This window comes from Vulgatibacter incomptus (assembly GCF_001263175.1).
Classification (GTDB): domain Bacteria; phylum Myxococcota; class Myxococcia; order Myxococcales; family Vulgatibacteraceae; genus Vulgatibacter; species Vulgatibacter incomptus.
This window is the reverse complement of the sequence record NZ_CP012332.1, coordinates 1,929,079-1,941,669: the sequence shown is the minus strand read 5'-3', so window position 1 is coordinate 1,941,669 and position 12,591 is coordinate 1,929,079. Positions and strand designations below refer to the sequence as shown.

Genomic DNA, 12,591 nt, shown 5'->3' with positions numbered 1-12,591 from the left:
CCGCGCGGGCCCCGGTCCGCAGGCCCAGGGAGCGCGATGTTCACCGGACTCATCCAGGAAGTGGGGGAGGTCGAGAGGCTCGAGCCCCGATCGGGCGGGACGAGCGTGGCGATTCGAGCGCCGAAGCTCGCCGCTGGCGGCCTCGACCACGGCGAGTCGATCGCGGTGGACGGCTGCTGCCTCACCGTTACCGACCAGGGACCCGGCTGGTTCGCCGCCGAGGCGTCGCCCGAGACCCTCGCGCGGACGGCCCTCGGGGATTACAAGCGTGGCGCGAAAGTGAACCTCGAGCGGGCCCTCGCCCTCGGGGACCGCCTGGGCGGCCACCTGGTGCTGGGCCACGTGGACGGGGTCGGCCGGATCGTGGCCAAGCACCCCGCAGGTGCGTTCCTCGAGGTCTGGATCGAGGCGCCGACGGCGATGGAGCCGTGGCTCATCGAGAAGGGTTCGGTGGCGGTGGACGGGATCTCGCTGACGGTGAACGCGCTCGACGGCGCGCGCTTCTCCCTGATGCTCATCCCCGAGACCCAGGGCGCGACGACGCTGGCGTCCAAGAGCGTGGGGGCGAAGGTCAACCTGGAGGGGGATTTGATCGGCAAGTACGTGGCACGTCTCCTCGCGACGAGGGGGCGGGCCGGAAAGCTCGACGAAGCTTTCCTGAAAGAGCATGGATTCGCATGAGCAACCGCATCGGTCGAGGCCCTTCTAGCAACGCCAGCAAGAAGCCCGCCGGCCAGCCCAAAAGCTCGCCGTCCTACCTCGAGCGGGTCGAGCGCGCGATCGCCGACATCCGCGACGGCCGGATGATCATCCTCGTGGACGACGAGGATCGCGAGAACGAAGGCGACCTCTGCATGGCCGCCGAGAAGGTCACGCCGGAGGCGGTGAACTTCATGGCCAAGGAGGGCCGCGGCCTGATCTGTCTCACGCTGGAGGAGGATCGGATCAAGCGGCTCAACCTGCCGATGATGGTGACGGACAACGAGTCGCCGTTCCAGACCGGCTTCACCGTGAGCATCGAGGCCGCGCGCGGCGTGACCACGGGGATCTCGGCCCACGACCGCGCCCACACGATCCTGACGGCGGTGGCGCCGGAAGCGCGGGCGGAGGATCTCGTCCGCCCCGGCCACATCTTCCCGCTGCGAGCCAGGACCGGAGGCGTGCTCGTCCGCACCGGCCAGACCGAGGGCTCGGTGGACCTCGCGCGCCTCGCGGGCCTCGAGCCGGCCGGCGTGATCTGCGAGATCATGAACGACGACGGCACCATGGCGCGGATGAAGGATCTCGAGCGCTTCGGCGAGACCCACGACATGGTGATCGTCTCCATCGCCGATCTGATCCGGTATCGCCTGGAGCGCGAGCGCCTGGTACGCCGGGTGGCAGAGGACGAGCTCGAGGTGGCGGGCGTGGGCACCTTCCGCTCGATCGCGTACCAGTCGAGCGGCGATCCCCGCACCCACATCGCGCTGGTCCAGGGCGATGTGCGCGGCCTCGAGCCGGTGCTGGTCCGGATGCACGGCGCCTGCGGCATGGGCGACGTCTTCGGCTCGGCGGCCTGCGAGTGCGGCGTGAACCTGCGGCGCTCGCTGGCGCGGATCGCGGAGGAGGGTCGAGGCGCCCTCGTCTATCTCCAGCAGGAGGGGCGGGCCGGAGCCCAGGCGCTAAAGTGCGCGCGCATGGCGCCGGAGGTGGAGGAGGCGATGGCGAAGAAGAGCGCCGGCCCCTTCCGCGACTACGGGCTCGGCGCCCAGATCCTCGCGGATCTGGGGATCCGGCGGCTTCGGCTCCTCTCGAACAACCCCAAGAAGCTGGTCGGCCTGGAGGGCTACGGCCTCGAGGTGGTGGATCGCCTCCCGATCGAGGTTGCAGAAGGACGCCGGTCCGTGGCAGGGACGGGTCGCGTGGCGGCCCACCGCGTGGCGAACTCCCGCGGGACGTCCGGCAAGACTGCCAAGAAGGCCGCCAGGAAGGATCGAAGCTAGATGCGTACCTACGAAGGTGGGATGGTCGGCACCGGCTTGCGAGTGGCGATCTGCGTCTCGCGCTTCAACGCCTTCATCACCGAGCGGCTGCTCGAGGGCGCCATCGACACCCTGCGTCGCCACGGAGTCGACGAGGGGCAGATCGACGTGGCGCGCTGCCCGGGAACGTTCGAGCTCCCGCCGGTGGTCAAGCGCATGGCAGCGAGCGGCCGCTACGACGCGGTCATCGCGCTCGGCGCGGTGATCCGCGGAGGCACGCCCCACTTCGACTACGTGGCGGGCGAGTGCGCCAAGGGCGTCGGGCACGTGTCGATGGAGGCGCCCTGCGCGGTCGCCTTCGGCGTGCTCACCTGCGACAACGTGGAGCAGGCCATCGAGCGCGCCGGGACCAAGGCAGGCAACAAGGGCGCGGAAGCCGCGCTCGCTGCGATCGAGCAGGCGAACCTCTTCCGCGACCTCGGGAAGGGGGCGTAGGGTGCCCGCGATCCAGCAGAGACACGTGGGACGCGAGCGCGCGGTGCAGGCGCTCTTCTCCCTCGAGAACGCAACGCCCGCGGAACTCCCGCAGGGCCTCGCCCACTTCTGGGCCACGGTGGACGAGCCGACGTCGGCCGCCGCCTCGAGCTTCGCCGAGGAGTTGATCCGGGGCGTGATCGAGAATCGCGCGTCGCTCGACGCGGCGATCCAGGCACAGTCGGAGAGCTGGCGGGTGGAGCGGATGGCGAAGGTCGACCGCAACGTCCTGCGGCTCGGCGCGTTCGAGCTCCTCCACACCGATACCCCGGGCCGGGTGGTCATCAACGAGGCGGTCGAGATCGCCCGGACCTTCGGCGCCGAGGGCTCCCCGGCCTTCGTCAACGGGATCCTCGACAAGGTCGCGCGCGTGGCGGGTAGGCTCTAGAAATGTCCGGCCGCGGCTCGCATTGCGCGGCCTCGGGGCTTCGCGCCTCACCTTCTTCCCGGGGTTGATCCCTTGTCGCGCACCCTCCAACTCCAGGCTGCGCCTCTCTCGCTCGAAGGGCTCGATCGCCTCGACGCCGGCGACCTCGTGCTCTTCGTCGGCGAGGGGGATCGCCCGCTGCGGGGCCTCGCCGGTTTCGTGGACTGGCGCATGTGCGGGGAGCTGACGCGTCGGGTGAAGGAGGGCTTCTTCGCCGGAGCCGCTGGCGAGGCGCTGCTCACCGTGCCCGCCGGGCGCCTCCCCGTCTCCCGGATCTTCGTCTTCGGCGCCGGAGGCGGGCACGCGCCGCTGGCGGTCTCTCTGCGCGCGGTGGTGCGTGCGGGCGGGAGCGACGTCGCCCTCTGCCCCGTCGGCTGGGAGGTCGACGGCGCCCACCTCTCTGCCCGAGAGGCCGTGAGCGCGGCCCATGAGGCCGGGATCGATCGCCTCACGCTCCTCGCCCCCGACCTGCGCGCTGCGGACCGCGCTCTGGCCGTGGCGGCGGACTCCTTCGTCTACGCCCGCCTCGTCGAGCCCGCGGCCGCCAAGGCCGTGGAGCCGAAGCTAGCGAAGTAGGCGCCGCTTACCGCGCCACGCTGCTGCCGAGCTCCTCGCGATCGTGCCCCTGGCCGCGCAGGCGCCGCAGCAGCCTGGGCGAATCGGCGGCGAAGCGCGCCTCGGCGTCCGGGAGCGGCCGATCCTCGGGATCGGTGACGCGCACGCCCTCCATGGTCTCGTGGAGGGTGACCTTCATGTCCTTGCTCACCAGCGCGAACTTCCGCAGCCACCCCGCCACCGAGAGCACGTAGCGATCCTCGGGAGCGCTCTGCATCGCCAGGCCGTCGGAATAGAGCGCAGGGTCGTGCTCGTCGCCCAGGAGCGAGAGGATCGTGGGCAGGATGTCCACGTGCCCCGTGGGCCGGTCCGCCGTGCCCGCGGGGACCGACTCGTCGAAGAGCACCATCGGCACGTGGATCTGCCCCACGGTGACGTCCGTGGCGTGGCCGACCCGGCCGTTCTCGTTGAACTCCTCGCCGTGATCCCCCGTGACCAGGAGGACGGGCTTGCCGCCGCGCTTCTGCTCGTACGAGGTGAGGAAGGCCTCGAGCTTGGAGTCGACCTCGTGGGCGGCGTTCTTCGCGCGGTTCCGGAGGAGCTCGGGAGAGACGCGGGAGGCGCTCAGGGTTCCCTTGCCGTCCCAGGCGGGCTCGAAGATCGCCGAGCGCTCCGGGTAGGGGTAGGGAAAGTGGGTGCCGGCGAAGAAGAGGAAGAGGAAGAGGGGCTCGTCGGGGGACGCGCCGTCGAGGATCCGGTCCGCCCTGGCGAGCATGTCGGCGTCCCGCTCGTCGAACGCGCCGTCGAAGTCGGTCTGGAGGCGATCGGCGACGTCGCGGAAGACGGTCTCCTTCAGGTCCATCCACGCGACGGAGGACGCGGCGAGCAGGTGGATCGCGTAGCCGTTCCGCTTCAGCGCGGGAAAGAGGAAGGGCGTGCGACCGAGGCCGAGTAGCGCGTCCCTGCGGTGGGCGTCGAGGCCGAAGAGGATGCTGCACACCGAGTAGTCGGTGGCCGCCGCGGCGCTGTAGTGGCGGGGGAAGACCGTGCCTTCCCGCGAGCGGCGCCACAGGTTCGGCATCACCTCGGGGTCGAGGAAGTCGGCGGGAAGGCTCTCGATCAGCAGGAAGACCACGTCGCGCTTGCGGTCGAGCGTCACATCCGCGGGGTCCAGCTTGCCCGGCGGCGTCCCGATCCGCGGCACGCCGCCGAGGGAGAGCTCCGCCACCACCGCGGGCTGCCGGCCCGTGATCGAGGTGAACTGCTTGTTCATCCGCACGGGCGGCTGGAGCGGCAGCGTGGTCGAGGCCGTCTCGAGGGGGATCCCGCCGACGAAGACGAGGCCAGCGCTGCCGATGCGCTCCACGGTCCACAACCCGACGATCGCGAGGACCCAGGTCCACACGCGACGGCTGGACGCGAAGCGCCGGAGGACGAGGCTCCCGGCCCACGTCCCCAGGGCGAGGAGTCCCGCAACGACGGCCGCGAGGAGGGCGATCTCGTCCTTGGGCAGACCGGTCTCCGCCAGGCCGCCGCCGGGCTGCATGGCGACGGTGAGGACCAGGCCGTTGATGTGGAAGCCGATCGATCCGAAGACCAGGGAGTCGACGTAGAGGAAGGTCGACAGGAGGCCGATCAGGAGGGGGGCGGCCCAGGCGTAGGCACGGCGGAAGGCGAGCAGGGGCAGGGTGGCCAGGAAGCCGACCAGGCCCAGGAAGATTGCCTGGACCGCGAAGGTCGCCAGCAGCGGGAGGTGGAGGCGGGGCGGCGCGTCGGCCAGCGCGAGGCCCAGAGGCTTGCGGAAGAACCAAAGGACGAGGAGGCCGTGGACCACTGCCCAGGCGAGGGCGGGGCGGAGGAGGCTCCTCGGCGCAGGGGCCTCGGATCGGGCGGCGGCTCGTGCGAACAAATGGCTCTCCCGGCGCGTTCTTCGTGTTCGGAAATCGCCGCGGACACTACACGAGGCGTAGGCCGGAAGCTGCCCGATTCCGCCGGGTTCCGCGGAGCGGCAAAGGTTGGAAACGGGCCGGTCTACCGCATTTTGCGGGTCGACAGAGAGGGGCGCATGAGCGAGGCTGCGCCCGTGAGATCGCGCGCGCCGGGTGCCTGGTGCCCCGGACGCTCGCCGAAAGGGAAAAGAGCGTGGGACGCATATTCGAGACACGCAAGGCCACGATGTTCGCGCGTTGGAACAAGATGGCCAAGCTGTTCACGCGGATCAGCAAGGACATCACCATCGCGGTGAAGGCCGGAGGGACGAGCCCCGAGAGCAACTCCGCCCTGCGCCGGGTGCTCCAGAACGCCCGCGCGGCGAACATGCCGAAGGACAAGGTCGAGGCCGCGATCAAGCGCGCCGCCGGCCAGGACCAGCAGGACTACGAGGTGGTGCTCTACGAGGGCTACGGGCCCCACGGGATCCCCATCCTCGTCGAGACCGCCACCGACAACGTGACGCGCACGGTGGCGAACGTCCGGATGCACTTCAAGAAGGGCGGCGGGAACCTGGGCGCGAGCGGGAGCGTCGGCTTCCTCTTCCGGCGGATGGGCGTCTTCCGCCTCGACCCCGCGGGCGTAGATGCGGACGAGCTCGAGCTCGAGCTCATCGACGCGGGGCTCCAGGAGCTCGGCGAGGGTGAGGGCGAGAAGGGCGAGAAGCAGCTCATCCTGCGCTGCCTCTTCAACGACTTCGGGCACCTGCAGGCGGCCCTCGAGGCCCGCGGGATCACGCCGATCTCCGCCGAGTCGGCCTACGTGCCGAACGACCTCGTGCACCTCTCCGAAGAGCAGGCCACCGAGGTGCTCAAGCTGGTGGACTCGATGGAGCAGGACGACGACGTCCAGCAGGTCTTCCACAACCTGGGCTGAAAAGACGCGCGCCATCCCGGTCGGGGATGGCGCGATTGCCCTTCGCTTCTGGCTCGATTTGCGGCGGCGCCCACTCGGACGCCGCCGCGGTCGTTTCCGGGGTCTACCGGAAGTGCTGGATGCCGGTGCCTACCGTGAGGAGATCGCCTGGGCCCATGGCCGAGATCGAGCGGGCGCTGAACGGCTGGAGAACGCGGCTGCTGCTCCAGTCGGTGCCATTCCAGCCGTAGAGCAGGCCGTCGGTGTCGAGGGCCCACGCCTCCGTCGGCGAGACCACCGTGATCGATACCAGGTCCTTGGTTCCGATCCGGGAACGGGTCCAGCTCCCTCCGTTCCAGTGGACGGCGTCGCCGCCGTTCGCGATCGCCCAGACGTCGTCGGGGCTGCTGCCGTGGACGGCGGTGAAGAGGGTGCTGCTGGTGACGGGGGTCGTCCAGGTCCAGGTCGCGCCGTCGTAGACGCCGATCTTGCCGCTCGTGCCCACGGCGACGGCGTGACCAGCCCAGGCGCTGTAGAGGCCGCGGACGACCGACGACGGCACGTTCGGGATCTTGGTGTTCGTGGCGCCCTCCAGGCGGCGGAGGAGGTTGGTGTCACCACCGAGCCACATGCCGTTCTCGTCGCCGGTGAGCGCCAGGACCTTGTAGGCCTCTGCGCGCTCCAGGGTCCAGGCTGCGCCGTCCCAGCGGAAGATCCGGGAGTCGTAGACCGTAGAGGCCACCCAGACATTCGTAGGCGAGGAGGCCCAGATCGCCGTGATCGTGGCGTTGGTGACCGGCGGCAGCGCGGGGAGGGCGGTCCAGCCCGTCGTCTCGCGCGCGTAGACGTTCGGGCCGCAGCCGGCCCAGGCATCCTGTCCCAGGGCGAAGACCACGCTGCACGAGAGCGCGGGCTCGGTCAGGGGAGCGAACGTGCTCCCGTCCTGCCTCTTGAGCTGCCCGCCCTCTCCCGAGACCCAGAGGTCGCCGTTGGGCGTTCCGCCGACCGCCAGCGGTCGGGGCATGGCCAGCTTCGTCGTCTCCTCGAACCACGCCGTGGTGTTGGGGAGCCAGCGATAGAGGCGGTTCCCCGAGGCTGCCCGGCTCACGAGCCAGGGGTTCCCGGTCGTCGCCTCGCCCCAAATGCGCAGGGGCGCGTCGTTGAGCGTGGAGAGACCCGTCGTGTACGAGATCGGCATCCACGCGGTGAGGACCCAGCGGCGCACGACCGGGGTCGTGGTCGAGCCGTTCGGGATCCCGCCGATGACGAAGACGTGGCTTCCGGTTTCGCCCCAGACGTCCTGGAAGTCCGCCGTGGCGCTGCCCGGATCGTTCCGCTCCCACATCGTGCCATTCCAGCGCAGCACCGTGCCCTTGCTGCCCACCGCCCAGACGCCGTCCGGCGCGATGGCGCGCACCCGGCGCAGGGTCTGGCCGGCGCCCAGGACGGAGACGGGCACGATCCTCCAGTCCGTGCCGTTGAAGTGCAGGGAGAGGCTCCCGGTAGCATCGCTCGCGATGGCCCACACGTCGTTAGCGGCGTGCCCGGAGATCGAGACGATCGGGGTCGTCAGGTGGGACTCCACCGGCGACCACGAGGCGCCGTCGAAGTGGAGGAGGGTGCCCGCGTCGCCGGCGGCCCAGACGTCGTCGGGCGCGCTGCCCCAGACGTCGTGGAGGTTCGCGGTGGTGCCGCTCGGGACGATGCGGGTGGCGGTGCCGTCCCAGTGGACGATGGCGCCGTTGCTGCCAACGGCCCACGTATCGTCGGCTGCGAAGCCCCACACCGCCTTCAGGTTCTCGCCGGTGAACGGCTGCTCCCAGCGCCACGCCGGGGTCGCGCTGCCGCAGACGTTGGCCTGCTCGAGTCCGCAGACCTCGGCGCCGATGCAGGTGCCGCAGTCCGCGATCACGCGGACGCCGCCGCACGAGTCGGTGACTACGATCGGGCCGCACTCCGCGCCTGCATTGCGGCAGAGGGCGAGGTCCGTCTCGGGAACGCAAGCACACTGGTTGTCGACGCAGCTGCCGCCATTCCCGCAGCCGCCGCAGTCGAGGGTGCCGCCGCAGCCGTCGGCGACCGCACCGCAGGCCGCGCCGAGGTCGGCGCAGGTCAGGGGCGAGCAGACGCACTGGTTGTCGCGGCAGGTGCTGCCGTCGCCGCAGGTGCCGCAGTCGAGGGCGCCGCCGCAGCCGTTGTCGACGAGGCCGCAGGCTGCTCCGACCTCGTCGCAGCCGAGCGGCACGCAGATGCACTGGTTGTTCGCGCAGGTGCTCCCGCTGCCGCATCCGCCGCAGTCGAGGCTCCCGCCGCAGCCGTCGTCGATCGGGCCGCAGGCAGCGCCCGCGTCCGCACACGTCCGGGGCGCGCAGACGCACGCGCCGTCGATGCAGGAGAGGCCGTCTTCGCAGACCCCGCAGAGCAGGGTGCCGCCGCAGCCGTCGTCGATCTCGCCGCAGGACGCTCTCACGTCGGCGCAGGTGCGCGGGGCGCAGGTGCACGCGCCGTCGATGCAGGACAGCCCGTCGCCGCAGCCGCCGCAGTCGAGGGTGCCGCCGCAGCCGTCGGCCGCAGGACCGCAGGCCGTGCCCAGCTCGTCGCAGCTGGCGGGGACGCAGAGGCAGGCCCCGTCGACGCAGACCGTTCCGTCGCCGCACTCGCCGCAGCGGAGGATCCCGCCGCAGCCGTCGTCGACATCGCCGCAGACCGCCGAAGCGTCCTCGCAGGTCCTCGGCTCGCAACCTTCGTCGGAGCCGCCCGAGCCGCCCTCAGACGGGCCGCCCGCGTCTCCGCCGGTTCCGCCGGTCGACGAATCTCCACCGGTGCCGCCGGTCGATGAGTCTCCGCCGGAGCCGCCGGTCGACGAATCTCCGCCGGTGCCGCCGGTCGACGAATCTCCGCCGGTGCCGCCGGTCGACGAATCTCCGCCGGTGCCGCCGGTCGACGAGTCTCCGCCGGTGCCGCCGGTCGACGAGTCTCCGCCGGTGCCGCCGGTCGACGAGTCTCCGCCGGAGCCGCCGGTCGACGAGTCTCCTCCGGAGCCGCCGTTCGACGGTTCGCCGGCGAAACCGCCCGACCCGCCGGAGCCGCCGGAACCGCCGGGCGAGGCGGGATCGCTTCCGCCGCAAGCGGCGGCGAGCGACATCGCCAAAATCGTGAATCCAATGCCCAATCGCGACACTTCGACCTCCATCGCCTCCCAGCCCCGACGGGGCGGAAGGTTGATTTGTGGTCAAACTATCGGAAAGGGGCGGGGGAATGCCAGCGTCCAGCGAGACCGCCCCCCGGGCCGCGGGACTGGACGGTCGGTCAGGTGCCGTCTGCGGCCGCTCGGACCTCCTCGCGGATGAAGCGGTCCAGGACGTCTAGATCGATCGGCTTCTGGAACACGGGCCTGTCTGCCGGGAACTCATCTCGGGGCAGCCCGGAGACGTAGATGATCCGCAGTTGGCGCTGCGTCTCGATCTCCTGGGCCACGGTGCTGCCGCTGGTCCCCCGGAGGAGGCCGTCGAGGACGACCAGATCCGGTTGGAACTCGTCCAGGGCCGTCAGGACCGCGGTGCCATCGCTCAGGGTCGACACCTCGTGCCCCCGTCCCGTGAGCCACTCAGAGAGGACGTCCAGGAACTCGGTGTCGTCGTCGATGAGCAACACCCTGGGCATAGGAGCGTCTCCTTCGCGCGCGGACGGTCCGTGCGCCCTCGCGTGACCCGATCGCCGCAGCTGGCCCATCCGGGGCGACGGACGGGCGGCCCCGTACGCGACGCCCGACGGTGGCAAGCGGTGGGAACCGAGCCGTCGATGCAAATCGGAGCGTGGAGTTCTAGCAGAGGAGGGGGAGGCCGCAATCCGCGTCGAAGCGCCTTCGTTTCGGCTAGAACGCTTCTCGTCCGGGGCTCCGGGCCACGGTCATTTCCCTTGCCCGATCGAGGCAGGCGGGAGCAGCTTTTCGCGTCGCGTCGCACGGACGCCGCGGGTCAGAGGAGAGGGAAGCGATGCGCGTCGCCATCGGACAGTTCAACGCCACCGTGGGCGCGTTTCGGGAGAACGCCGACCGGATCGCCGCCCTCTCCCGCGACGCGTCCGCGAAGGGAGCGACGCTCCTGGTGCTCCCCGAGCAGGCCATCCCGGGATACCCGGCCAGGGACTTCCTCACGCGCCACGGCTTCGTGGCGAAGAACGTGGAGGCCCTGGAGTACCTGGCGAAGGCGACGGCCTCCCTGCCGATCTCGCTCTACGCGGGCTTTGCCGAGCCCCATCCGGGCAGGGGGACCGGCGTCCACAACGCTGCCGCGTGGCTCCGTGGCGGCCGGACCCTCGCCGTCGCGCGCAAGATCCTCCTGCCGAGCTACGACGTCTTCGACGAGACCCGCTACTTCGACCCCGGCGAGCAGGTGCGGATCGTCGACCACGAAGGCGTGAAGATCGCGTTGACTATCTGTGAAGACCTCTGGAACGACAAGACCTACTGGCGGCAGCGTCGGTACGAGCGCGATCCCGTCGAGGAGGCAGTGGCCGCTGGGGCGCAGCTCGTGATCAACGCGTCGGCGTCGCCCTTCGAGGTCGGGAAGCCGCAGCAGCGGGAGCGCATGCTCGCGGCGTGCGCTCGCAGGCACCGGGTGCCGATCGTCTACTGCAACCTCGTCGGAGGGAACGACGCGCTGATCTTCGACGGGCGCAGCCTCGTCGTGGGGAAGGACGGCGAGATCCTGGCTCGCGGAAAGGCGTTCGAGGAGGACCTGTTGATCGTCGATGTCGAGCCGACTGCGGCGGGAACGAAGGCGATCGCGAGCCCGCCGCCGGCCGCGAAGGGCAGCGCCGAGACGAGCTCTCCGCGCCATCCGGTGTCTCCGTTCCGCGACGGGGCGCCGAGCGACGAGGACCTCGACGATCTCCTCCGCGCGTTGGGGCTCGGGCTCCGCGACTACCTGCGGAAGACCGGCTTCGAGAAGGTGGTGCTCGGGCTCTCGGGAGGGATCGACTCGGCCCTTACAGCCGCTCTCGCCGTGTCGGCGATCGGCGCCGAGAACGTGATCGGCGTCGCCCTCCCGTCGCAGTACACGTCGCAGATCTCGAAGGACGACGCCGCGGCGCTCGCGGAGAACCTCGGGATCCGCTTCGAGACCCTGTCGATCGAGCCCGCGTTCGAAGCGTTCAAGGAGACCCTCGCGCCGGTGCTCGAGGGGCGCACGCCCACGCTGACCTACGAGAACCTCCAGGCCCGATCGCGCGGCGTGTTGCTCATGGCCCTCTCGAACGAGCTTGGGGCGCTTCTCCTCACCACCGGCAACAAGAGCGAGTCGGCAGTGGGGTATTGCACCCTCTACGGAGACATGGCGGGAGGCTTGAACCTCCTGGGCGATCTGCCGAAGATCGTGGTCTACGCCCTCTCCCGTTACGTGAACCGTGACCGCGAGGTGATCCCGAGCCGGACGATCTCCCGGCCGCCCTCGGCGGAGCTCCGCGAGGGGCAGACGGATCAGGACAGCCTGCCTCCCTATGAGGTTCTCGACCGGATCATCGCCGGCTACGTCGTCGAAGGGCGCTCCGCGGACGAGCTCGTCGCCGCCGGCGAGGACGAGGCCGTGGTGCGGCGGGTGCGGAAGCTCGTGCGCTCGTCGGAGTTCAAGCGCCGGCAGGCGGCGCCCTCGCTCAAGGTGACGCCGCGCGCCTTCGGCGAGGCGTGGCGCTACCCGATCGCCCAGGGCTACGACGAGGACTGATTCGGAGCGTGTAAAGAGCGGCGATCCGCGCGGGAACGCTCTTCTTTTCGTCTGCTCCGCCTTCGGCTTCGCGAGAGCTCGCGAATTCCTTCACGAGCTCTCCAAGCCTGTGAGGTCAATCGTCGAGGACCTCTCCCGGCGGATCGTCCGGTTCGGAGTCGGCGTCGAAGGGCGATTCGTCGGACCCTTCTTCCTCGTCGTCCCGGACCACGCCGCTCTCCTCGTCCTCGGAGTCGTCCTCCTCCTCCTCGTTCTCTTCCTCGTCCTCCTCGTCGAAGAGGGTCGCCCGCCCGTCCCAGTCGAGGAAGCTCTCCTCGTCGTCGCGTGCCCCACGGGAGCCCGAGGAATCCATGGCTGCCATTGCGCTGCCTCCCTGACCGAACGTCGGAAAACGCTGGGGGGAAACTAGGCACCGTCATCCGCCGGGCAACGGATGCACCTCCCCCGGTTCGGCTGCTCGACGGGGCGGGGAGGTCCCGCCCGCAGGCGGGAAGGGCGGCATTCACTCGTTGGATTGACCCCGATCGGTCCGTCCGCTAGGGTCCGC

Annotated in this window: 11 protein-coding genes; 7 read left to right on the top strand and 4 right to left on the bottom strand. The window is 70.5% G+C overall.

Features of this window, described 5'->3' with window-relative positions; translation table 11 throughout:
* Positions 1–36 precede the first annotated feature (36 nt).
* The 5 genes from AKJ08_RS07950 (at position 37) to AKJ08_RS07930 (ending at position 3,498) form a co-directional block, all read left to right on the top strand.
* Positions 37–681, top strand: coding sequence for a riboflavin synthase (locus AKJ08_RS07950; RefSeq protein WP_050725578.1), 645 nt, complete (start codon positions 37–39; stop codon positions 679–681).
* Entirely contained in the window at positions 678–1,982 is a 1,305-nt protein-coding gene (gene ribB / locus AKJ08_RS07945) for a 3,4-dihydroxy-2-butanone-4-phosphate synthase (RefSeq protein ID WP_050725577.1), read from the top strand. Before AKJ08_RS07950 ends, ribB begins: the two co-directional genes overlap by 4 nt.
* The gene (gene ribH, locus AKJ08_RS07940) at positions 1,983–2,456 is read left to right on the top strand and encodes a 6,7-dimethyl-8-ribityllumazine synthase (RefSeq protein ID WP_050725576.1); all 474 of its coding nucleotides are present in this window, start codon (positions 1,983–1,985) and stop codon (positions 2,454–2,456) included.
* A 10-nt stretch (positions 2,457–2,466) separates the two neighbouring features.
* The gene (gene nusB / locus AKJ08_RS07935; protein ID WP_050727480.1) at positions 2,467–2,883 is read left to right on the top strand and encodes a transcription antitermination factor NusB; all 417 of its coding nucleotides are present in this window, start codon (positions 2,467–2,469) and stop codon (positions 2,881–2,883) included.
* A gap of 72 nt (positions 2,884–2,955) precedes the next feature.
* Positions 2,956–3,498 carry a hypothetical protein gene (locus AKJ08_RS07930; protein WP_050725575.1) on the top strand — a complete coding sequence of 181 codons (543 nt, stop codon included), beginning with the start codon at positions 2,956–2,958 and terminating at the stop codon, positions 3,496–3,498.
* 7 nt (positions 3,499–3,505) lie between these two features.
* Here the strand turns inward: AKJ08_RS07930 and AKJ08_RS07925 are convergent, their stop codons facing one another.
* A complete protein-coding gene (locus AKJ08_RS07925; RefSeq protein WP_050725574.1) occupies positions 3,506–5,386 on the bottom strand; it encodes a sulfatase-like hydrolase/transferase in 1,881 nt (626 codons plus the stop codon).
* 233 nt (positions 5,387–5,619) lie between these two features.
* Here AKJ08_RS07925 and AKJ08_RS07920 point away from each other — a divergent pair, with 233 nt between their 5' ends.
* A complete protein-coding gene (locus AKJ08_RS07920; protein WP_050725573.1) occupies positions 5,620–6,342 on the top strand; it encodes a YebC/PmpR family DNA-binding transcriptional regulator in 723 nt (240 codons plus the stop codon).
* A 103-nt stretch (positions 6,343–6,445) separates the two neighbouring features.
* On the opposite strand, the gene AKJ08_RS07915 is transcribed toward AKJ08_RS07920, so the two are convergent.
* Both AKJ08_RS07915 and AKJ08_RS07910 read right to left on the bottom strand, forming a co-directional pair.
* Positions 6,446–9,466 (bottom strand): hypothetical protein, encoded by a 3,021-nt coding sequence (locus tag AKJ08_RS07915; RefSeq protein ID WP_050725572.1) that lies wholly within the window; start codon positions 9,464–9,466, stop codon positions 6,446–6,448.
* A gap of 164 nt (positions 9,467–9,630) precedes the next feature.
* The gene (locus tag AKJ08_RS07910) at positions 9,631–9,984 is read right to left on the bottom strand and encodes a response regulator (RefSeq protein WP_050725571.1); all 354 of its coding nucleotides are present in this window, start codon (positions 9,982–9,984) and stop codon (positions 9,631–9,633) included.
* A 332-nt stretch (positions 9,985–10,316) separates the two neighbouring features.
* Here AKJ08_RS07910 and AKJ08_RS07905 point away from each other — a divergent pair, with 332 nt between their 5' ends.
* Positions 10,317–12,044 carry an NAD+ synthase gene (locus AKJ08_RS07905; protein ID WP_050725570.1) on the top strand — a complete coding sequence of 576 codons (1,728 nt, stop codon included), beginning with the start codon at positions 10,317–10,319 and terminating at the stop codon, positions 12,042–12,044.
* Positions 12,045–12,159: 115 nt separating this feature from the next.
* Here the strand turns inward: AKJ08_RS07905 and AKJ08_RS07900 are convergent, their stop codons facing one another.
* Positions 12,160–12,405: a hypothetical protein gene (locus AKJ08_RS07900; RefSeq protein WP_050725569.1), complete on the bottom strand. Its 246-nt coding sequence runs from the start codon at positions 12,403–12,405 to the stop codon at positions 12,160–12,162.
* Positions 12,406–12,591 lie beyond the last annotated feature (186 nt).